A 20,425-nucleotide genomic window follows, 5' to 3' on the forward strand; every position below is an offset into this window, starting at 1 on the left:
GGCGTCCGGGCGGCGACAGCATGTCGCAAATGAGGCAACCAGCGAGTGTGGCCGAATGGCGACACTCGACGGCGTCACGCTTGCGCTCGCAACATCGCTTGATCCGATTTCCGTCGCGGGTGTATTCCATGTGCATGCAATGGAACGATCAGGCCATCATTCTCGGGGTTCGGCGACACGGCGAAAGCTCGGTCATCGTCGAAGTCATGAGTGCTGCCCACGGCCGGCACCTCGGCATGGTGCGATCGGGACGGTCGCGCGCCATGCAGCCGGTGCTGCAGCCGGGCAATACGGTTGAAGTCACCTGGCGCGCTCGGCTTGATGAGCATTTGGGCGAGTTCAGGATCGAGCCCGTCGAATTGCGCGCCGCCCGGCTGATGGAAACCGCGACATCGGTTTATGGCATCCAGGCGCTGGGCGCACTCCTGCGTCTGCTTCCCGAGCGCGACCCGCATCCGCATCTCTACGAAGCGCTCACCGTGATCGTCGATCACCTCGCGGATCCCGCCGATGCCGGCGAATTGTTCGTACGCTTCGAACTCGCTGTCCTCAACGATCTCGGCTTCGGCCTCGACCTCAGCGAATGCGTGGCGACAGGTGTCCGCACGGACCTCGTCTATGTCTCGCCGAAATCGGGCAGGGCCGTATGCCGCTCGGCGGGGGAGCGTTATGCCGAGCGCATGCTGGCGTTGCCGGGCTTCCTTTCAACCGAAGCACGGCAGGCCGCAGACCATGACAGCCTTGCGTCCGCCTTTCGTTTGACCGCCTTCTTTCTTCACCGTCATGTCTACGAGCCGCGTGGTCTCGACGTCTCTTCTGCCCGCGACGGCTTCGTGCATGCGGCGCTCAAGGCGTTGAAAGCCCAAGCCTCGGCCGCCTGACCCCAGGAAAAATGTTTCAGGAGTTTCAGATGGTTCAAGAGCTTTATCCCGGCATGCCTGTGTCAGGCATCGGTGTGCTCTCGCTTGATCGTGTTGCCCGTGATGGCGGTCTCAAGGCGATGCAGGACCTGATGAGCGGCGAACTACCGGCACCACCGATGTCGGCGACGCTGAAGTTCGGGCTTGCGGAGGTGGAGGAGGGCCGGGTGGTCTTTAGAGGTCTGCCGACCGAGGAACATCTCAACCCGCTTGGAACGGTTCATGGCGGATGGACGGCGACGATCATGGACTCCGCGCTCGGCTGTGCGGTTTTCACCACGGTGAAGCCCGGCGAAGCCTATACGACGGTCGAGTTCAAGGTGAACCTCGTGCGCCCGCTGCTGCCAGACATGGGCGAAGTTTTCTGCGAGGGCCGTATCGTCCATCGCGGCCGCACCATCGCAACCTCCGAGGCCTGGCTGCGCGACGGCAACGGCAAGCTGCTGGCGCATGGCACCGAGACCTGCGCGATCTTTCCGATCGACAATCTGCGGCGCTAAGCAATTCCAGGAAAAGTGCAAAGCGGTTCTCCGTCCGGAATAGCGGCATGAAAAACAATTCCAGGAAAAGTGCGAAGCGGTTTTCCGTCCGGAGTTGCGGCACGAAAACCAACGCCGGAACGAAAACGCCGCGCGTTGCGCGCGGCGGTCTTCTCGTCAATCGCAGCTCTTGTCAGCCGATGCGGCCGCCACCCTGCTTGGTCACGGCAACGACGGCCGGGCGTACCGGCATGTCGTCCTTGAAGTCCGGCCAGCGGGTTGCCGGCGTCTCGTAGGTGGCAAGGCCGGCGTCGCCCGGATGCTGGACGGCCAGGAAGAAGGTGTCCGACGTCGGGTTGAAGCAGGGACCGCACATCTCGGCGCCAACAGGCACGCGGAAGAAGAGCTTGGAGGTGCCGCGGGCCGTGCCGTCCGTGTCGATCGCCCAGATGCCGTCGGTGCGACCTGTATCCTTCTCGTTGTTGCCATCGGTCGCGACCCAGAGACGGCCGTCGGCGTCGATCGCGCAATTGTCGGGCATGCCGAACCAGCCGTTCTTGGTTGTCGCCGTCGAGAACGAGGCACCGACTTCGGCAACACCCGGATCGCCGCACTTCAAAAGCACGTCCCAGCGGCTCTTCAGCGAGGCGAAGTCGCCATCGGTCTCGCTGATTTCGACGATATGGCCGAAGGCATTCTTGGCGCGCGGGTTGGCGGCGTCGACTTCGTCGGCCTTACGCTTGGTGTTGTTGGTCAGCATGACATAGACCTTGCCCGACTTCGGGTTCGGCTGGATGTCTTCCGGGCGGTCCATCTTGGTGGCGCCGAGCGCGTCGGCTGCAAGACGTGTGTTGATCAAGACGTCGGCCTGCGAGGCAAAGCCGTTGGCTTCGGTCAGCGGCCCTTCGCCGTGGGTGAGGGGCATCCAGGTGACGGTGCCATCCTCGTCGAACTTGGCCACATAGAGCGTGCCTTCGTCGAAGAGGTCCATGTTGGCGACGCGATCGTTGGCGTTGAAGGTGCCCTTGGTCACGAATTTGTAGACATAGTCGTAGCGCTCGTCGTCGCCGGAATAGAGCACGACGCGGCCGTCCTTGTTGACGATCGATTCGCAGCCCTCGTGCTTGTAGCGGCCAAGTGCGGTGCGCTTCTTCGGCACCGAGGTCGGGTCGAGCGCGTCGACCTCGACGATCCAGCCGAAGCGGTTGGGCTCGGTCGGCTCCTTGGAGACGTCGAAGCGGTCGTAGAAGGATGCCCATTCGTACTGGCCGCCCGGCGCGCCAAGGCGCTTCAGCTGCTTGTATTCCGGATGATCCTCGGCGAGTTCGCCGCCGAAATAGCCGTTGAAGTTCTCCTCGGCCATCATGTAAGTGCCCCAGGCGGTAACGCCGCCAGCGCAGTTGTTGATCGTGCCGAACACGCGTCTGCCGGTCGGGTCCGACGGCGTCTTCAGACGGTCGTGGCCGGCGGCCGGACCCGTGACCTGCATCTCGGTGTTGGCGGTGATGCGGCGGTTGTACTTGCCGTCAAGCACCGGCTGCCATTTGCCGTCGACCTTGCGGATTTCGATGATGGTGCCGCCGTGCGCCGCCATTTCGATGTCGACCAGCTCCTTGGTGTATTCGCCGAGAACGACCTTTTCTTCCTCGACCTCCTTGCCGTCCTTGGTCACCTTTTCCTTCACCACGGAGGCGAAGGCCGGGAACATCAGTTCGGCGTTGGTGTACTCGTGGTTGACGACAAGCAGGCCGTGATCGGCGCTGCCGTCGAGCGGGATGAAGCCGACATAGTCGTTGTTGTAGCCAAACAGCTTTTCCTGGGCGGCGGCGGTCTGGTTCTTCGGGTCGAAATCCGGGCTGTCGGCGAAGATCTTGTCGCCCCAGCGCAAAAGCACGTCGGCGTCATAGCCTTCGGCCACGTGGTGCTTTTCGTCGATGCCGGCTTCGATCTCGGTGAAGTCGAAGCGCGAGCCTTCCTCGGCGCGTGCTTCTTCAGCGGTCAGTAGTGCGAGCGGGCTGACGGTGGTGGAGATGGCAGCAACCGCCAGCGACCCGCCGATGAAGGAGCGGCGCGAGAACCGGCGATGGATGATGTCGCCCATCGTCGGATTGGTGGAACAGTTCTGGCCGACGTCTTCCAGCTCTTCCCTGCGCTCCGTCAGCGTCTTGAATTCGGTTTCTTCGGTCGGTCCGAGGTGCGTGTCCATGGTCGGCTCTCCTGGTTGAACGTGGAAACCACCGCGGGCGCGCCACGGTGCTCATCCGCCTGTATCAGCTGCCCGGTGACAGTTCTGCGACAATTCCGTGAAGAGATTGCAGCGCTTGAACGTCTACTGCATGTTTCCTGAAATCCATCTGTTTCAGGAAACATGTAGCATTTCAGGGTGCTGCAGCGACCTTTGCGCCCGTGATAAGTCGCGCGGCGCTGTAAAGATTTGGCGAGTGCGCAAAAGTTTGTATGGTTGCGCCGAGCACGCCAGTGCGACCGTCAGGGGAAAACATGTTCGAACTCTTTGCCTTTGTTGCTTTTATTCTGGCTCTTTCCGCATTCGCCAGCGGCCGTAGGACGGCCGAGCGGCTGAGTGCGGAGCTGACTGCATTGAAGGCGGAAGTCGCGGCGCTGAAGGTGCCGCTGAGTGAACGCACTCAAGCCGAAGCAGCAACAGAGGAGCCTGTGGCAGCGGCCGAACTTCAGGCCGCGCCGGTGACGGATGCTGATCCAGCGATTGCCTTGTCGGCGAGTGCCCGGGAGGGAGCGCGGATTTTCGGCGACGCGCAGACCGCGACGGACGAAGTCGAGGGCGACGAGGCCGTTGCCGCACCTACCGAGCAACCGCTTCCGGTCGCCGCCGCCCCCCGGCAGGCCGAGAGCCTGGAAAGCCGTCTCGGCGCACGCTGGGCAGTGTGGGTCGGCGGCGTTGCGCTGGCGCTCGGCGGCGTCTTCATGGTCAAGTACTCGATCGATGCCGGGCTCCTCAGCCCGGCGGTGCGGCTGACGCTGGCTGCGCTGTTCGGGCTTCTGCTGGCGGGTGCCGGCGATATTATCCGCAGGCGCGCCGTGCCTGTTATCGCCAACGAGTTCCAGAACGCGATGATCCCCGGCATCCTGACGGCCGCCGGCGCGGTGACACTGTTTGGCGTCGCCTATGCTGCGCACGGTATCTACGGCTACATCGGCACCGGCACCGCCTTCATTCTCCTTGCCGCGATTTCGCTGGCGACCGTCGGGCTGTCGCTGCTGCACGGGCAGGCGCTGGCCGGTCTCGGCCTGCTTGCCTCATTGCTCACGCCGGCGCTGGTGTCCAGCAGCGAGCCGCGCCCCTGGGTGCTGTTCGGCTTCCTCTCGGTCGTGTGGCTGGCGACCCTCTTTGCCTCGCGGCTGCGACGCTGGACCGTGGTTCCGACGCTTGCCAATGTCGGCGTCGGGCTCTGGGGTCTGGCCTATATTGCCGCGGTTGCTCCCTTTGAGGCGCGACCCGTGGCCTTCGCCTTGCTCGTCATGATCGCCGGCATCGGTCTCGTCTGGCCCGGAGCCATCGAACCGGAATCGCCCGTCGAAACGCCTGAAACGCCCGAAGTATCGGCGACGCCCGAGGCGGCTGGTGTGATTGCGCGGCCCCGCGCCGTCGCCGGACCATGGGAACGCCTGTTCATCCCGCCGCATGCGGCGATCTCCATTTCCGCCGCCATCGTCGTCACCGTGTTGGCGCTTCTGTTGATCAGCCCGGCCGTTACCGCGATCAGCTATCCCGTAACCGAGTTTGCGGTCGTCATCGCCGGACTGGCAATCCTGGGAGCACTGCGGCCGACCGCCGTCTATCCCGCCCTCCTGTCCGCGGTCGGCGCGGTTGCCGGTGTCTGGAGCCTGACGGCGCTTAGCGGTGTGCTTGCCTATCTCGATCCTTCACTTGCCAACGCTCTGCCGGCTATCGTCATTCCTGGCCGGACAGCCATGATCACGGCGATGTTGCTTGCGGCGCTTTTCGTGGCCCTCGGCGGGTTCGCTTTGGCGCGCCGCCTCCACAGCCATGCTCAATATGCGACGCTCTGGGGCGGCATCGCTGCGGCCGTGCCTTTCGCGCTAATTTCAATGTCGTTTCTGATGACGGGCAATTATGCCTTCGACCTGCCGCACGGACTATTCTCGTTGGTCGCGGGGGCCTCCTTGCTCGCCCTTGCCGATTGGCTCTACCGGCGCGATGGTGAAGCCCGGACGATCGATATGGCGGCCGGTCTGCTGGTCGCCGGATCTTTCGCGCAATTCGTCCTCATGCTTCACGCCTGGACTGACGGGCTCGCAACCACGCTTGCAATCGCGGTGCTCGGCGCGGCCTACGCCGCAGCAACGCGGATCCGTGCCTGGCCGATCCTCCCCTGGATCACGGGCGCGGCAGCGATCGTCGTGCTCGGGCGTATCGCCTGGGAGCCAACGATCGTCGGCGCCGGCAATCTGGGCACGACCCCGGTCTTCAATGCATTGCTACCGGGCTACGGCATTCCGGCGGCACTGCTTGCGGGTTCCGCCTATTTCCTTCGCTCCTGGCCGGACACGCGCGTGCGCAACCTCCTGCAGGCACTTGCGAGCCTCTTCGTTCTTTTGACGCTCGCGATCCTCGTGCGCCATGCCATGAACGGAGGCGTGCTCGACAGTTCGGTGCCGACGCTTGGCGAGCAGTCGATCTACACGCTGCTGGCCATCGGCGCCTCGGCGATCTTCCTCAGCCTCGACCTGAAATCGCCGAGCCCGGTCTTCCGTTACGGTGGCATGGGTCTCGGCGTACTCTCGATGCTCTCGGTGCTGTCGGCACATCTCTTCGGGCTCAATCCCTATTTCAGCGGTGAGCTTCTCGGACGCATCCCGTTCTTCGATCTGCTGTTGATTGGCTACCTGCTGCCGGGGCTCGGTTACGCCGGCTTGGCCTGGTATGCCCGAGACAAGCGGCCGCTCCCCTATGTCATGGCGCTTGCCGTCAGTGGCGCCGTGCTCGCCTTCGCCTGGGCAAGCCTTTCGGTGCGTCGCGCCTGGCAGGGCGAGAATATCGCGGACTGGAAGGGTTTCCTGCAGGGCGAAACCTACACCTACTCGGTCGTCTGGCTGTTGCTCGGCGTGCTTATGCTGGTGCTCGGCTCGCGCTTCCAGGCAAAAAGCATCCGTATCGCCTCTGCGGTGCTGGTCTTCGTTGCCGTGCTGAAGGTGTTCCTGATCGACATGTCCAACCTCGAAGGCTTCCTGCGGGCACTGTCCTTCATCGGCCTTGGCGGTGTATTGATCGGCATCGGTCTCTTCTATCAGAAGATTCTCTCCGGGGTGGGTGCTGCGCCGCCAGCGCCTGCGACCCCGGCCGAACAGCCATAGGACATCTCGGTGACACATTACTCGAAACTGGCGGCCGCCTTTGCGCCGCATGAGGAGCTCGCGGCCGCGCTCTTGCCGCACGCCTTTGCCGCCGATGACGGCTCGCATGATGCGGCGCACCTGATCCGCGTCTGGAAGAACTCAGCACGCATCCACGCAGAGGAGGGTGGTGATCCGCGCACGCTCGCCGCGGCGGTCCTGCTGCACGACTGCGTTTCGGTCGAGAAGAATTCTCCGCTGCGCAAGGAAGCATCACGGCTGGCGGCAGAAAAGGCCACGGAAATCCTGAAGGACCTCGGCTGGGACGCCGCGCAAATCGCATCGGTTGCCCACGCGATCCTCACCCACAGTTTCTCGGCCAACATTCCGCCGGAGACACTCGAGGCGAAGATCCTCCAGGACGCCGATCGGTTGGATGCGATCGGCATGGTGGGGGCTGCCCGGTGCTTCTACATCGCCGGGCGTATGGGCAGCGGTCTCTATGACCCGCTTGATCCGCTGGCCGAGGCGCGGGAACTCGACGACAAGGCATTTGCCATCGACCATTTCGAGACCAAGCTGTTCCGGCTTGCCGACGGGTTCAAGACCGGGGCAGGGCGTCATCTCGCCACCGAGCGGGAACAGCGGCTGCGCGACGTGCTGGCCATGATGCTGGATGAAATCTAGAGCCGTGCCAGGAAAAGAGGACGTGTTTTTCTGCGCGGCATGGCTGCGTGCGGATTGCACCGGAACATTTCTCCGTTTCCATCAAACAGAGAAATGATCTAGGCCTTTCAAAGGATTGTCGTCGCCTGGTGAATCAGATCGTCAGGCGCCTGAATCAGTTTCTTAGGACGAAGGAATTGCCCATGAAGGTGACCGGTCTCAACATCCATCCGCTGAAAAGTGGTCGCGCGATTGCCCGCGAGGCGGTTGTCGTCAATCTTGACGGCTTCGAAGGTGATCGGCGCTTCATGCTGGTCGAACCCGACGGGCGCTTCATCACCCAGCGCGAATTGCAGCCATTGGCCCAGGTCGAGGCTACACACATCGACGGCGGCGTGCATTTGAAGAAGGGCGCGGACGAGGTTTCCGTCCGCTTCGACCCGGATCGTCGCCTCAACGTCGTCGTCTGGGGAAGCGAAGTCGATGCCGCCGTGTCCGACGACGCGGCAAACGAGACCTTGTCCGCCTGGTTCGGGCGTCCGGTCAAACTCGCGCATATGGATGCAACGGCCGAACGGCTGGTCGGTGCCGACTGGGCCGGATCAGCAGCGCCCGTTGGTTTTGCAGATGGCTTCCCGATCCTGATCACCACGACCGGTTCGCTCGCCGACCTCAACCGCACGCTCGCCGACAAGGGCCAGGAGCCGGTCGGCATGGATCGCTTCCGCACCAACATCCTCGTCGATTGCGACGACGCCTGGGAGGAGGATTTCTGGGAAAGCGTGGAAGTCGGCGGCATCACCTTCGATCTCGTCAAACCCTGCGCCCGCTGCATAATGACGACGCAGGACCAGATCACCGGCGAGCGCATCGGCGGCAATCCGATCCAGGGGCTTGCCGAAAAGCGCATGTCGGCCGACCGCCGTGTGCCCGGCGTCCTCTTCGGTTGGAACGCGGTGCCGCGCAACGCCGGTACCGTGCGGCTCGGCGACGAGGTCAAGGTCATCGGCCGGCGCGGCGAGCGCTGGCCGATGAAAGTGCGCGCTTCGGCTTGAGAAGTCTCAAGCCCAGGGCGAAATGCCGAGCAGCTTTGCGCCGAGATCGGAAAGACTGGCAGGGGTCGCGTAGTGCTTCTCCCAGTCACGCGGATCGCCGGGGAAGGCGTCGCGCTTCGGGTGATCGAGCTCGCGCCACAGCCGCACCCGCTCTTCCCGTTCGGCGACATTGTCCCATTCCGCCGGATGCATCGAAATGTATTGCGCCATCCGCACGCGCCCGTCGGAGTGGTTGGGACGTACGCCATGGGCAAGCAGGCTGTTGAAGATCAAGAGGTCACCTGCCTCCATCTCGATGTTGACGGCGGAAAGTCCTGACATGTCCGGGTGCATCGGGTCGCGATCGGCCGGTTGGGTCTTCTCCCAGGCCTCGAAGTTTTCGAACAGCTCGGGCACGCACTGGAAGCCGCCGACGTCGCCGTCCTGCTTCTTCAGGCTCAGTACCCCCTGAACGCCGATCGGAGGCGGCCGGATCGAGGTATCGACATCCCAATGGATGAACCCGTTGGGGTTGCCCCTGATCTTCTTGGGCGGATTGAGATTGGCGCGGTCGATCGTCACCCACAGGTCTTCGCGGTCCCAGATATCGACGAAGGCACCGTAGATGCGCGTCTCCTGCCGGTTGTCCCAGAGATACTGGTGGTTGTAGATCTCCAGCATGCCGGTGTTGTTGAGCTCCTTCATCTTGTGTTCGCGCCGCTGTGGCGCGTACCAGGTCGAAGGATCGGTCGGATCTTTCTCGTCGAAGCGCCAGAGCAGGTCGACGAGACGCTCGACATTGGCCGGCGGCACCGCCTGGCGCACGATGACGTAGCCTTTGGTGATCCAGTGCTGCCAGTCCGCTTCCGAAAGCACCCGCAAAGGCAGCCGCTTGTGAATGTCCTTCAGTTGCATGTCGAGATTGGTTGCCGTCGGATGGCTGTCTCTCAGCGCCTGCATCGATGTCTCCTCGCCTTGAATGGTTCTGTGTCGATGGAGAAAGCCTAGCGCCTGGATCAGCGACATGTTGCATCCGGCAAGCCAAGACTGATACTATTCTGGCGTTGTGAGCCGGAGTTGTGCAACATGAAGGCCGTTCTGCAGAAGATCCCGCGCGCAACAAACGCCTCATCGATCCTGCTCGACCGCCGCCTCGACGACGCCATCCCGTTTCAGTGGCATCACCATCCGGAGTTCGAGCTGACGCTGACGCTCAATTCGAGGGGCCAGCGTTTCATCGGCGACCACATCGGCACCTATGATGACGACGATCTTGTGCTCGTCGGCTCCAACCTGCCGCACACCTGGCATTCCCAAGGCAAACGCAACGAGGCAGCGCCGCACGTGGCCCTGGTGCTCTGGTTCCATCCTGATTGGGTGGAGCGCCTAGACGAGGGGTTCGTCGAACTCTCCGGCGTGAAAGCGATGTTTGGGCGTTCCGCGCCAGGCTTGCAGTTTTCGAGTGAGGTCGCCGCGCGGGTTCGACCGATCTTTGAAGGCCTGCGGACGCTGCCGCCGGAAGAGCGTCTTCCCGATGTGCTTTCGCTGCTGACGATCCTTGCACGCGAGCGCGAGGTGCTGCCGCTGTCGAGCCGCGTGGTGATGCCGTCAGGCCGTAGTGTCGACCGCGGCCGGCTCGACCGGGTGCTTGATCACATTCATCTTCACTATGCCGAAAGCCCTTCCATGGAGGGGCTCGCGGATCTCGCGGCACTCAGTCTTTCCGGCCTGCACCGGTTGTTCCTGCGCCATCTCGACATGCCGGTTTCCGAATATCTGATGCGGCTGAGGATTGGCGAAGCCTGCGCGCTGCTCAGTGGCTCGGGGCGATCGATTGCGCATATCGCCGATGCAGTCGGCTATCGCTCGCTTGCCAACTTCAATCGCCAGTTCAAGGCGGTGAAGGGCATGACGCCCCGGCAATTCCGCAACCGCTTCCGCGGTGCAGCGTGAGTGCGGCATCAATTCCGGTGATCGCGGCGTCAATTTAATTGGCTTTTATCTGTTTTAGCTGCCGCATAGGATGCCGGTCTTCAATCGGAGTTATGCCATGTCCGCTGTTTCCGGAGCATCCGCGCCGTCCTACGCTCGCCAGGAAATGCCCTGGCTTATCATTGCCGCCGGCTCGGTCGTTGCGATGCTCACCTTCGGCCCGCGTTCGGCGATGGGCTTCTTCCAGCTGCCGATGCTGGCCGAGACCGGCTGGGATCGCACCACATTCGGCCTGGCGATGGCGCTCCAGAACCTTTGCTGGGGCTTGAGCCAGCCCTTCTTCGGCGCGATCGCAGACAAGTTCGGCACCTGGCGGGTGCTCGCCATGTCGGGTCTTCTTTACGCTGCCGGCCTGTTCATCATGGCCTTTGCCGACGCGCCGATCTGGCTGCATATCGGTGGCGGCGTTCTCGTCGGCATGGCCGTCGGCTCCGGTTCTTTCGGCATCCTGCTATCGGCCTTCGCCCGCAACGTCACGCCGCACCAGCGTTCGCTTGCTTTCGGCATCTGCACGGCAGCCGGCTCGGCCGGCATGTTCCTCTTCGCGCCATTGAGCCAGGGGCTGATCTCCGCCTATGGCTGGTCTGATAGCCTGGTCTACCTCGGCGTGCTGATGCTGCTCGTGCCGTTGGTTGCCATTCCGCTGCGTGGCAACGCCTCGTCCGGTCGTCAGTCCGAAGCGCAGTACAAGCAGTCGATCGGTGAAGCCTTGAAGGAAGCGCTTGGCCACAAGAGCTACCTGCTGCTCGTTTCCGGCTTCTTCGTCTGCGGTTATCAGGTTGCTTTCATCACCGCGCACTTCCCGGCCTATATCGGCGATATCGGCATTGATGCGCGCTACGCGGTGATTGCGCTGGCCCTGATCGGCTTCTTCAATATCATCGGTTCGCTGTCGGCGGGCTTCATCGCGCAGCGCTATTCAAAACCGTACTTCCTGGCGCTGATCTATATCGCCCGCTCGATCGCCGTCACCGCCTTCCTGCTCTTGCCGCAGACGCCGACCTCAGTGATCGTCTTTGCGATCGTCATGGGGCTTCTCTGGCTCTCGACCGTGCCGCCGACCAATGCGCTTGTCGCGATCATGTTCGGTACGCGGCATCTCGGTCTGCTAGGAGGCATCGTCTTCCTGTCGCACCAGGTCGGTTCTTTCCTTGGCGTGTGGATGGGCGGCTATCTCTACGACCACTTCGGCTCTTACGATCCGGTATGGTGGCTTGGCGTGGCGCTCGGCATCTTCGCGGCGATTGTCCACTGGCCGATCGAGGAGAAGGGCGTGGTGCGGCCGGCAATGGCCTGATCGCCTCAAAAAACGGGGCGTCGCGAAAAGCGGCGCTCCATTCTTGAATTCTGTCACAAAACTTTCTAAATCAACCCATGCGGCTTTGCCGCTTTTGTTTTGGTTCAATTATGCTCAATTTGAGCATAATTGAAGGGCCGCCCGAGAGAGGGGCGGAGAGGAGACTTCGATGACGCAGCTTGATTCCCTTTCGCGAGGTGTGGCGAACCCGGTTTTTGTAAGCGCCGCCCAGCGCTTCGGCATCATCGAACGGCCCGAGCTTGCCTTTACGCCGGCAGTCGCACGCGAAACGGAGCACCTCTACGAAAAGGTGAAGGATTTCATCCCGGCCATCGAGTGGCCCGTCTATGCACCTTACGTTCATGCCATCAATCGGCTGAAGAAGGAGCGTAACGCCGTCATCCTCGCGCACAACTACCAGACCCCGGACATCTTCCATTGCGTCGCCGATATCGTCGGCGATTCGCTGCAGCTCGCCCGCGACGCCGCAAAGGTCGACGCCGAGATCATCATCCAGTGCGGCGTGCACTTCATGGCCGAGACCTCGAAGCTTCTGAGCCCGGAAAAGACGGTGCTGATCCCTGACGCCAAGGCCGGCTGCTCTCTGTCGGAATCGATCACCGGCGCCGATGTGCGCCTGCTCAAGCAACGTTATCCCGGCGTTCCCGTCGTCACCTATGTCAACACCTCGGCCGACGTGAAGGCAGAGACCGACATCTGCTGCACCTCGTCGAACGTGCTTTCGGTCGTCGAGAGCTTTGCCTCCGACACCGTGCTTTGCATCCCGGACGAGTATCTGGCGATGAACGTGGCCCGCCAGACCAACAAGAAGATCCTGACCTGGAAGGGCCACTGCGAGGTGCATGAGCGTTTCACCGCCGCCGAGCTGCTCGCCTACAAGGAGGCCAATCCGGGCATCGAGATCATCGGCCATCCGGAATGCCACCCGGACGTCATCGCCGTCTGCGACTTTGCCGGTTCGACTGCGGGCATGATCAACTACGTCAAGGACAACCGGCCGTCGAAGGTGCTGCTGGTCACCGAATGCTCGATGGCGTCCAATATCCAGGCCGAGATCGAGGGTGTCGAGTTCGTCAAGCCGTGCAATCTCTGTCCGCACATGAAGCGCATCACGCTGCCGAAGATCCTCGACAGCTTGCTCACCATGACGGAGGAGGTTCTGGTCGATCCCGCGATCGCCGATCGCGCCCGCCTTGCGGTCGAGCGCATGGTAAACCTCAAGCAGTAACGGATTTTCACCGGGCGATGCCCGGATGCAGGCATGCGCATTGGAGGAGAATGAAACATGCTGACCGACCATTTCCGCCCGCAATCGTTCAACGGGATTGACGACATCGTCATCGTCGGTGGCGGTCTGGCCGGGCTGTTCTGCGCGCTGAAGCTCAGCCCGAGGCCGGTAACGATCCTTGCGGCCGCACCGATCGGCCACGGTGCGTCCTCGGCGTGGGCACAGGGCGGTATTGCGGCGGCCATGAGCCCCGGCGACACCTTCGAAAAACACGTGGCCGACACACTTGCAGCCGGTGCCGGCATCGTCGATGAGAAGATGACGCGGATGATGGTGGCCGAAGGTCCGGCGCGCATTCACGATCTGCTCGATTACGGCGTGCCGTTCGACCGCGACCTCGAGGGCAAATTGCTGCTTTCGCGCGAAGCGGCGCACTCCGAGCGGCGCATCGTTCGGGTCAAGGGCGACATGGCCGGCAAGGCGATCATGGAAGCGTTGATCACTGCTGTGCGCAACACGCCGTCGATCCGGGTGATCGAAGGCTACGTGGTCGAGGAACTGGTCCGCGAGGGGCGCTTCATCTCGGGCGTCATCGCACGGCCGGACGCCGGTCAGTCGAAGAAACGCGTGTCGTTTCCGGCACGCGCCGTCGTGCTTTGCTCCGGCGGCGTCGGCCATCTCTATGCGGTCACCACCAATCCGTGGGAAGCGTGCGGGCAGGGCGTCGGTATGGCGGCACGCGCCGGCGCGATCATCGCCGATCCCGAATTCGTCCAATTCCACCCGACGGCGATCAACATCGGCAAGGATCCGGCGCCGCTTGCCACCGAAGCCCTGCGCGGCGATGGCGCGCACCTTGTCAACGCAACCGGCCATCGCTTCATGCTCGACATTCACCCGGACGGCGAGCTTGCGCCGCGCGACATCGTTTCGCGCGGTGTCTTTGCCGAGGTCCAGGCAGGCCGGGGCGCCTTCCTTGATTGCACCAAGGCCGTCGGCAAGCATTTCCCAGAGATGTTCCCGACCGTCTATGCCTCGTGCATGGCCGCAGGCATCGACCCGGTGACGCAAGCCATCCCGGTGGTGCCGGCCGTTCACTATCACATGGGTGGCGTTTTGACCGACGCGGAAGGCCGAACCTCTATCGACGGCCTCTGGGCTGCAGGCGAAGTGACCTCGACCGGCGTGCACGGCGCCAACCGTCTGGCCTCCAACTCTCTGCTCGAAGCCGTCGTCTTTGCCGCCCGTATAGCAGAAAACATCAAGGGCACCTTGCCGACGCCACAGCTTACCGAATGGGGCGACAATGCCGGCGAGAACGACGATCCGGTGACGGTCGAAGACAGCCCACAGCTGACGATCCTGCGCCAGCTGATGAGCGACTGCGTCGGCGTGATCCGCACGCGCGAGAGCCTGGAGAAGGCAATCCGTGAGATCGAGCGGCTCGAGCGCGACAATGCCCGCATGCGCTTCACCAACATCATAGCGACGGCCAAGCTCATTGCCGTGGGTGCATTGCGCCGCACGGAAAGCCGCGGCGGTCACTTCCGCGCCGATTGCGCCACGGAACGGCCGGAATGGCGCCGCCGTACCTATCTGACGCTGGCCGATGCCAACCGGTTGGCAAGAGAGTTGGCGGAAACGGAACCGGCGTGATCCGGAGCCTGCCGACGCATGTGATTGACTTCAAGGACGAACAGCAGATGACAGCAGCCCTCCGACCCGAACTGCCCGCACCGATGATCGAGGACCAGGTGCGCGCAGCACTTATGGAAGATCTCGGCCGCGCCGGCGACATCACGACGCTATCGACGATCGGCCCGCAGCTGACCGCAACGGCTGGCATGAATGTCCGCGATGCGGGCGTGGTCGCCGGGCTCGACCTTGCCCGCGCCGCCTTCCGTCTGGTTGATCCGTCGATCCGGTTTGAAGCGCTCGTCGCCGACGGGGATCGGGTGGCGCCGGGAACGGCGATTGCCCGCATCTCGGGCCGCGCCCGCGGCCTGCTTTCGGCCGAGCGGGTCGGGCTGAACTTCCTCATGCACCTTTCCGGGATCGCCACCTACACGGCGAAATTTGCCGACGAGATCGCCCATACGCGCGCAAAAGTCTGCTGCACCCGCAAGACCATTCCCGGGCTGCGGGCGCTTGAGAAATATGCCGTGCGCCTCGGCGGCGGCTCCAACCATCGCTACGGCCTCGACGATGCGGTGCTGATCAAGGACAACCACATCGCCGTTTCCGGCGGCGTTGCCAGTGCCGTGCACGCGGCACGCGCCTATTGCGGCCACCTCGTCAAGATCGAGATCGAGGTCGATGGCCTCGACCAGATGCGCGAAGCGCTGACCGCGGCTCCCGATGTCATTCTGCTCGACAATATGGGGCCAGAACTGCTGCGCGAAGCCGTCGCCGTCAACCGGGCGCACTGGCAGCTTTCCGCCGATGCCTACGCACTCGATCCCCGCCGCACGCGGCTGGAAGCTTCGGGCAACGTCAAGATCGAAACGGTGCGGGCGATCGCCGAGAGCGGTGTCGATTACATTTCGACCTCGAAGATCACCATGGCCGCCCCGACGCTCGACATTGGCCTCGACGTGTTGATCGATCAGTAAGAGGGGCACAGAAGCGCGTGGAGCGCTTCTCCATCCGGCGGCCTAACGCTGCATGATGAACGGGCAGGAAAAGCGCTCGCCGACGGTGATCTGCGTGCCGCAATCGTAGCGGCAGGTCTTGAACTGCCCGTTGGTATCCTGGCTGTTGAGATTGCAGATCGTGGTCTGCGGCTGCATGCCGCCACCCGGCTGGTTCTTGAAGTAGTCGGGCATCTTTGGTTTCTCGTCGACGCCCGATTGAGGCGTGCCGAGCAACGACGTCAGCAGGGTCAGTGCAAGCAGCATGGTCGTCACCTCGGTCGCAAGCGGTGCAAAGGCAGGGGAGTTTGATGGCGCAGCGGTCGCGTCACACCCCTCTGTATGCGATCTAGAATATCCTTCGTCGGATGTAGTGCGATTTACGGGATCTGTTAGACTCTACGCCGAATTTCCGCGGCCGGCACGCGCAATCAGCGACCTCCGACCTTGAGCCCCGGGGCGGGGCGTTCATCGAGGATCTGGCGGCGGAAACGGAAGAGCGCGGCCGGGCGCCCGCCGGTTGACGATAGTGTCATGCCGGTTGGCTCGACAAGCTCAGCCCCTTCGACGAGGCGGCGGAAATTCTGCTTGTGCAGGTGGCGCCCGGAGATCGCCTCGACGGTCGCCTGCAGGTCGGTGAGCGTGAACTCCGGCGGCATCAGCTCAAAGACCACCGGCCGGTATTTGATCTTGCCGCGAAGTCGGGCGATCGCGGTTGCGACGATGCGCCGGTGGTCATGGCGCATGGCTTGTCCGGCGGAAAGGACCTGCCCGCCATTGCCATGACCGTCGATGACGGCTTCGGGCACGAGGCCGGCCTGATAGAGCAGCTCGTACCGTTCCAGAACGCGTTCTTCGTCCCAGGGGAAATCATCGAGCCCGAAGGCAAGGCGGATGCGCGCGCGGCGTTGTGCAATCGGGGCCGCTCCTTCGTCGCCCGCCTCCCAGCGCGCCAGCGCCGGCAGGATCGTCTGGTCGAGCACGGCCGGGCGACCTTGCCGCCAGTCTTCCCACGGCAGGTAGCCGTACCAGTCGCGCCAATGCGCGCCGGCTTCGGCCAGCCGTTCTGTGTTTTCCGCGTCGGTGCGGGTCAGCGCCAGATAACCGACGGAGACCATGTGCTTGCCTTCCTCGCCCGGAAGCCGCTGCCGGCCGCGATCGCCGAAGGTGTAGAGCTGTTCGATATAGCCGAGCTTCAGCGCCGTTCGTTTTTCGACGCGGTCACGCAGGCTCGTTTCGAACGTGCGGTGTCGGGTCGGATCGAAAGGACCAAAGGGCAGGCTGTCGCGCGCGTCACCGTCCGTTTCGCTGACCGCAAGGATGCGCGGGCTGCGGTGAACGACGGCAACGATCGCCGCGTTGAGGCCGATTTCGACGGTCGTCGGCAGCGTCTCAATCGGCAACGGCTGCTCCCGTGGCGAGAAGCGGCAGGACGAAGGGCGCGTTGCCGTCGGTATCGGCGCCACGGCCGATCGCACGCACGGCCGCCGCTAGGCGCCCGTCCCGCTGAAGCACGGCATCTGCGATTTCGACGAGCCTGCTGTTCGGGGTCGCGAAAGGCGCCGCCCGCCGCAAACGCTGCACCAGCTCGACGTCGTCCTGATCGGGCGCGACGGCAAGCGCTGCAATGAGTGCCGCCGCCGGCGAGCGGGAAACGCCCATCCAGCAGTGGACGAGCAGCGGGCGCTGACGGTCCCATCCCTGAGCGAAGGCGATGATTTGCCGGACGTGGTCTTCCTGCGGTGCGATGAGATCGCCGGTGCCGGCAAAGGTTATGTCGTTCATGCCGAGGGTCAGATGCCGCGCCTTGGCGATGACCCCGGGGCGATGGAAATCCTGGCCCTTGGCGACAAGGCTGATCATTTCCGTGCAGCGGTGTCGGACGGCCATTTCGGCAATGCGGGCAAGTGGCGAAACGATGATGTCGGGCATGTCAGATTTCCGCACGGGCCGGGACGCGCTGCGCCTCCAGCGCAAGGAACCGTTCGGTGAAAAGCCGCTGCGCTTCGACTGCCGGCACAGGCTCGATCGACAGACTTTCGCGCGTGATGCCACGTGGCTGCCCGAAGAACTTGCGTGCCTCTTCGACAGAGAAGCCTGCAAGCACCGTCGCCTCGAAATAGGCGGCGACATGGTCGGCCTTCTTGATCTTGTCCTTCAGTTCCTTGGAGCAGTGCGCCGGCAGGCCGAAGCGCAGGTGGATCGCGCTCTCCAGCCGCTTCTCCACCAGCTTGTAGCCGCCGCCGACGACGGCCTTGAATGGGGAGATCATGTCGCCGATGACATATTCCGGAGCATCGTGCAGAAGTGCCAGCAGGCAGTCGTCGGAGTTGCATTTGTTGCTGCGGCGAAAGATATCCTCGACCATCAGGCTGTGCTGGGCGACCGAAAAGGCATGGTCGCCGGCAGTCTGTCCGTTCCAGCGCGCGACGCGGGCAAGGCCGTGGGCGATGTCGCTGATCTCGACGTCGAGCGGCGAAGGGTCGAGCAGGTCCAGCCGGCGTCCAGAGAGCATGCGCTGCCAGGCGCGGGTCGTGGTCACGCGCTTGCCTCGTCCGCGCTCGTCGGAAAGGTCAGGCCGGTCCATTCGGGCAGGACCATCGTCACGGCGACGTCGCCGGCAAGAAGCGGAACCTCAGTCGCCATGGCCTCGCCGGCCTTGTCGATGCGCACGATCGCGAGCGCCGACTTGCCCTTGACGGTGCCAAGCGTGCCGATTGCCTTGTTGTTCGCGGTGATCGTCGTGCCCGTCGGCGGCAGCGGAGCGTCAGCCGTGACGATCACCACCCGGCGACGCGGCGTGCTGCGATGCTGCATGCGCGACACGACTTCCTGGCCGACATAGCATCCCTTCTTGAACGACAGGCCGCCGTTCTTGTCGAGAAGCACGTCATGCGGGAAAACGTCCTGCGGCGCGTAGTCGGCACCCGCAATCGCTATGCCCGCTTCGATCCGAAGCTGTTCGAGTTCGTCGGCACCGGCCGCGTCGCCCGATGGCACGCCGCCATAGGATCGGAAGAGGGGAGCGCCCGCCTTCTCGAAGCGGTGATCCCGATAGCTGCCCGGTGCCGCCTCCGCACCGAAGGTGACGGCGATGGCGGTGGACGGTTCCAGCGCGAGGTCAACGGCGGCGCGCAGCTTGTACATGGTCAGCCGCTTCAAGAGCGCTTCTGCCTGGTCGCGCGCCGTCTCCAGCCGGAAGCCGTCGTCCTTGCGGGAAATCAGGAAGTCGAAGAGGATCTTTCCCTGTGGCGTCAAAAGGGCGCCGGGTTTTGCCTCGTCAGCCGCGAGGGCGTCGAGGTCGGTGGTGATCAATCCCTGAAGGAGGTCTTCCGCGTCCTTGCCGGAGACGGCGACAAGCGCGCGGTCGTCGAGGCGAACTGTGGGCATCGTGCGTATCCTGCTCGGCGGGAGACAGGTCCCGCTCTAACCTAGAACCGATCACATTCGCGCTACGGGTCGACTCGACCTGGCGCCATCGTGATCTCTTGGCCAAGAGGTAGGATGTTCAGCTGCCAACGGCAAGCAGGTCGCCGGCGCTCAGTCGCCGGCGATGAAGAATTTCCACTTGCCGTCGGGCATGATGCCGACGCGGTAGAAGTTGTAGCTGCCGAATTCTTCCATGTCGGCAAAGTCGCCGGCCGTCACCAGCCGGAACAGGTCGACCTTTTCCGGCGGCGTGAGCGTGGAGAGCTTCTTCTCGGCGAAATAGGGCCAGACATAGGCCTCCTGCGGCGTGCCCTTGTCGACCAGAACGAAGCCGGTCGACAGAACGTCGAGCAGGATCGCCAGGATCTCGACGCCTTCCTGGTCGCCCGAAAGCCCCTTGAGGATCGCGACCGGGTCTTCGTCGCCGGTAACGCCGGTGACCTGTGTTTGATTTGGTCCCTTGCCAAGCAATGAACGCAGGCGCTCGATATCGCCCGAAGCAGCCGCCTCGACGATCAGTTCGCGCATCCGGGCGACGGGCGCCGGTATCTTAGAGATGTCGGTCAGCACTTCGACCGGCCCGGCGGTTTCCGGTTCGTCGGCCGCAGGCACTTCGTCCTTGGTCGCCGTCGCCGACTTGTTGATCAGCGGATCCGGCATCGGGATCTCGAGCGGCAGGCGCTCTTCTTCGTCCGGCTCTTCCGCGACTGGCTCGGCAACGGGTGGTGTCGATTTCTGCTCGCCGCTCGGGGCCTGCTCACCGGGAACGGGTTGCGGCGCGTCTTGCAGTTCGCTGAGCGCAAAAGCGGGGGAGAGCGCTGTCGGGGCGGTCAAGGCGACACCGGCCAAGAGCAGCGTGGCGAGGCGAACCGGAGCGGTCCGGTTTGCAAGGTTCCGAAGCATCGGGCAGTCCTGATATTACTGAATCGTGCGTTGGGGCGAGAATTCGCCGGCGAGCACGCGCTCCCGAAGCGAATTGAGCATCGCCTCGGCACCGTCTTCGCCATGAAGCCGAACGGTTTCCCGCATGGCCAGGGCGATGGCCGCATCGGCGATGATTTCCGGCTCGATACCGTCAGCCATGCCGTCCGCCCATGCCTCGCTCTGGTGTTCCAGCGCAGCCTGCATTTTCTCGTGGACGATCATGTCATCGATGTCGGTCAGGCTTGGTTCCATCATTCGTTCCATGCGACTTCCATTGTGCAAGCGGTTCATCTTAAGGCCGCCCGGCTGAACTTCAACTGAACGGCCGTAACGGACTCGCCACTTCTTACCACTCTCTTAACGAACTTAGCAGCCTTTTCCCGAAACGACACGGGGTCGTGAGAAAAGAGGTTAATTTATTGCTAATTTCCAAAGCGGGCGACGATTTCTGACGCAAGTGTTGCGCCTTCG

General features: G+C 63.3%; 19 protein-coding genes. 10 read left to right on the forward strand and 9 right to left on the reverse strand.

What is annotated here, in order from left to right:
* The first annotated feature begins 134 nt into the window (after positions 1-134).
* On the forward strand, positions 135-881 hold the full coding sequence (gene recO / locus VGO04_RS21075; RefSeq protein ID WP_327497903.1) for a DNA repair protein RecO: 747 nt from the start codon (positions 135-137) through the stop codon (positions 879-881).
* 29 nt (positions 882-910) lie between these two features.
* Complete coding sequence (locus tag VGO04_RS21080; RefSeq protein ID WP_327497904.1) at positions 911-1,420, forward strand: PaaI family thioesterase; 510 nt, start codon at positions 911-913, stop codon at positions 1,418-1,420.
* 172 nt (positions 1,421-1,592) lie between these two features.
* Here the strand turns inward: VGO04_RS21080 and VGO04_RS21085 are convergent, their stop codons facing one another.
* Positions 1,593-3,605 (reverse strand): PhoX family phosphatase, encoded by a 2,013-nt coding sequence (locus VGO04_RS21085; RefSeq protein ID WP_327497905.1) that lies wholly within the window; start codon positions 3,603-3,605, stop codon positions 1,593-1,595.
* Positions 3,606-3,898: 293 nt separating this feature from the next.
* Between VGO04_RS21085 and VGO04_RS21090 the strand changes: the two genes are divergently transcribed.
* The 3 genes from VGO04_RS21090 (at position 3,899) to VGO04_RS21100 (ending at position 8,454) form a co-directional block, all read left to right on the forward strand.
* Entirely contained in the window at positions 3,899-6,754 is a 2,856-nt protein-coding gene (locus VGO04_RS21090; protein WP_327497906.1) for a DUF2339 domain-containing protein, read from the forward strand.
* A gap of 9 nt (positions 6,755-6,763) precedes the next feature.
* On the forward strand, positions 6,764-7,420 hold the full coding sequence (locus tag VGO04_RS21095; protein ID WP_327497907.1) for an HD domain-containing protein: 657 nt from the start codon (positions 6,764-6,766) through the stop codon (positions 7,418-7,420).
* Between the two features lie 182 nt (positions 7,421-7,602).
* Positions 7,603-8,454: an MOSC domain-containing protein gene (locus tag VGO04_RS21100; protein WP_327497908.1), complete on the forward strand. Its 852-nt coding sequence runs from the start codon at positions 7,603-7,605 to the stop codon at positions 8,452-8,454.
* 6 nt (positions 8,455-8,460) lie between these two features.
* On the opposite strand, the gene VGO04_RS21105 is transcribed toward VGO04_RS21100, so the two are convergent.
* Positions 8,461-9,393, reverse strand: coding sequence for a phytanoyl-CoA dioxygenase family protein (locus VGO04_RS21105; RefSeq protein WP_327497909.1), 933 nt, complete (start codon positions 9,391-9,393; stop codon positions 8,461-8,463).
* A 126-nt stretch (positions 9,394-9,519) separates the two neighbouring features.
* On the opposite strand from VGO04_RS21105, the gene VGO04_RS21110 reads away from it, so the two are divergent.
* The 5 genes from VGO04_RS21110 to nadC all read left to right on the forward strand — a co-directional run bounded on the left by VGO04_RS21110 (position 9,520) and on the right by nadC (position 15,583).
* Positions 9,520-10,386 carry an AraC family transcriptional regulator gene (locus VGO04_RS21110; protein ID WP_327497910.1) on the forward strand — a complete coding sequence of 289 codons (867 nt, stop codon included), beginning with the start codon at positions 9,520-9,522 and terminating at the stop codon, positions 10,384-10,386.
* Positions 10,387-10,483: 97 nt separating this feature from the next.
* Positions 10,484-11,722, forward strand: a complete 1,239-nt coding sequence (locus VGO04_RS21115) for an MFS transporter (protein WP_327497911.1) — start codon at positions 10,484-10,486, stop codon at positions 11,720-11,722.
* A 169-nt stretch (positions 11,723-11,891) separates the two neighbouring features.
* Positions 11,892-12,971 carry a quinolinate synthase NadA gene (gene nadA / locus VGO04_RS21120; protein ID WP_327497912.1) on the forward strand — a complete coding sequence of 360 codons (1,080 nt, stop codon included), beginning with the start codon at positions 11,892-11,894 and terminating at the stop codon, positions 12,969-12,971.
* Between the two features lie 57 nt (positions 12,972-13,028).
* Entirely contained in the window at positions 13,029-14,627 is a 1,599-nt protein-coding gene (locus tag VGO04_RS21125) for an L-aspartate oxidase (RefSeq protein ID WP_327497913.1), read from the forward strand.
* A gap of 47 nt (positions 14,628-14,674) precedes the next feature.
* Positions 14,675-15,583: a carboxylating nicotinate-nucleotide diphosphorylase gene (gene nadC / locus VGO04_RS21130; protein WP_327497914.1), complete on the forward strand. Its 909-nt coding sequence runs from the start codon at positions 14,675-14,677 to the stop codon at positions 15,581-15,583.
* Positions 15,584-15,625: 42 nt separating this feature from the next.
* Here the strand turns inward: nadC and VGO04_RS21135 are convergent, their stop codons facing one another.
* The 7 genes from VGO04_RS21135 to VGO04_RS21165 all read right to left on the reverse strand — a co-directional run bounded on the left by VGO04_RS21135 (position 15,626) and on the right by VGO04_RS21165 (position 20,218).
* Entirely contained in the window at positions 15,626-15,868 is a 243-nt protein-coding gene (locus tag VGO04_RS21135; protein WP_327497915.1) for a hypothetical protein, read from the reverse strand.
* 164 nt (positions 15,869-16,032) lie between these two features.
* On the reverse strand, positions 16,033-17,004 hold the full coding sequence (locus VGO04_RS21140) for an NUDIX hydrolase (RefSeq protein WP_327497916.1): 972 nt from the start codon (positions 17,002-17,004) through the stop codon (positions 16,033-16,035).
* Positions 16,994-17,533: a tyrosine phosphatase family protein gene (locus VGO04_RS21145; protein WP_327497917.1), complete on the reverse strand. Its 540-nt coding sequence runs from the start codon at positions 17,531-17,533 to the stop codon at positions 16,994-16,996. Before VGO04_RS21145 ends, VGO04_RS21140 begins: the two co-directional genes overlap by 11 nt.
* A gap of 1 nt (position 17,534) precedes the next feature.
* A complete protein-coding gene (locus VGO04_RS21150) occupies positions 17,535-18,143 on the reverse strand; it encodes an HD family hydrolase (RefSeq protein ID WP_327497918.1) in 609 nt (202 codons plus the stop codon).
* Positions 18,140-18,991: a folate-binding protein YgfZ gene (locus tag VGO04_RS21155; RefSeq protein ID WP_327497919.1), complete on the reverse strand. Its 852-nt coding sequence runs from the start codon at positions 18,989-18,991 to the stop codon at positions 18,140-18,142. Before VGO04_RS21155 ends, VGO04_RS21150 begins: the two co-directional genes overlap by 4 nt.
* Positions 18,992-19,141: 150 nt before the next feature.
* The gene (locus tag VGO04_RS21160; RefSeq protein WP_327497920.1) at positions 19,142-19,933 is read right to left on the reverse strand and encodes a hypothetical protein; all 792 of its coding nucleotides are present in this window, start codon (positions 19,931-19,933) and stop codon (positions 19,142-19,144) included.
* 15 nt (positions 19,934-19,948) lie between these two features.
* Positions 19,949-20,218 (reverse strand): hypothetical protein, encoded by a 270-nt coding sequence (locus VGO04_RS21165; RefSeq protein WP_089043914.1) that lies wholly within the window; start codon positions 20,216-20,218, stop codon positions 19,949-19,951.
* Positions 20,219-20,425 lie beyond the last annotated feature (207 nt).

The sequence above is a fragment of the Ensifer sp. genome, from assembly GCF_035999185.1.
Classification (GTDB): Bacteria; Pseudomonadota; Alphaproteobacteria; order Rhizobiales; family Rhizobiaceae; genus Ensifer.

What these genes read in the sequence shown, in the direction of transcription:
- nadA (WP_327497912.1), top strand. Translation starts at nt 11,892, where the DNA reads ATGACGCAGCTTGATTCCCTTTCGCGAGGTGTGGCGAACCCGGTTTTT.
- VGO04_RS21100 (WP_327497908.1), top strand. Translation starts at nt 7,603, where the DNA reads ATGAAGGTGACCGGTCTCAACATCCATCCGCTGAAAAGTGGTCGCGCG.
- VGO04_RS21145 (WP_327497917.1), bottom strand. Translation starts at nt 17,533, where the DNA reads ATGCCCGACATCATCGTTTCGCCACTTGCCCGCATTGCCGAAATGGCC.
- recO (WP_327497903.1), top strand. Translation starts at nt 135, where the DNA reads ATGCAATGGAACGATCAGGCCATCATTCTCGGGGTTCGGCGACACGGC.
- VGO04_RS21155 (WP_327497919.1), bottom strand. Translation starts at nt 18,991, where the DNA reads ATGCCCACAGTTCGCCTCGACGACCGCGCGCTTGTCGCCGTCTCCGGC.
- VGO04_RS21125 (WP_327497913.1), top strand. Translation starts at nt 13,029, where the DNA reads ATGCTGACCGACCATTTCCGCCCGCAATCGTTCAACGGGATTGACGAC.
- VGO04_RS21110 (WP_327497910.1), top strand. Translation starts at nt 9,520, where the DNA reads ATGAAGGCCGTTCTGCAGAAGATCCCGCGCGCAACAAACGCCTCATCG.
- VGO04_RS21160 (WP_327497920.1), bottom strand. Translation starts at nt 19,933, where the DNA reads ATGCTTCGGAACCTTGCAAACCGGACCGCTCCGGTTCGCCTCGCCACG.
- VGO04_RS21085 (WP_327497905.1), bottom strand. Translation starts at nt 3,605, where the DNA reads ATGGACACGCACCTCGGACCGACCGAAGAAACCGAATTCAAGACGCTG.
- VGO04_RS21080 (WP_327497904.1), top strand. Translation starts at nt 911, where the DNA reads ATGGTTCAAGAGCTTTATCCCGGCATGCCTGTGTCAGGCATCGGTGTG.
- nadC (WP_327497914.1), top strand. Translation starts at nt 14,675, where the DNA reads ATGACAGCAGCCCTCCGACCCGAACTGCCCGCACCGATGATCGAGGAC.
- VGO04_RS21090 (WP_327497906.1), top strand. Translation starts at nt 3,899, where the DNA reads ATGTTCGAACTCTTTGCCTTTGTTGCTTTTATTCTGGCTCTTTCCGCA.
- VGO04_RS21135 (WP_327497915.1), bottom strand. Translation starts at nt 15,868, where the DNA reads ATGCTGCTTGCACTGACCCTGCTGACGTCGTTGCTCGGCACGCCTCAA.
- VGO04_RS21165 (WP_089043914.1), bottom strand. Translation starts at nt 20,218, where the DNA reads ATGGAACGAATGATGGAACCAAGCCTGACCGACATCGATGACATGATC.
- VGO04_RS21115 (WP_327497911.1), top strand. Translation starts at nt 10,484, where the DNA reads ATGTCCGCTGTTTCCGGAGCATCCGCGCCGTCCTACGCTCGCCAGGAA.
- VGO04_RS21105 (WP_327497909.1), bottom strand. Translation starts at nt 9,393, where the DNA reads ATGCAGGCGCTGAGAGACAGCCATCCGACGGCAACCAATCTCGACATG.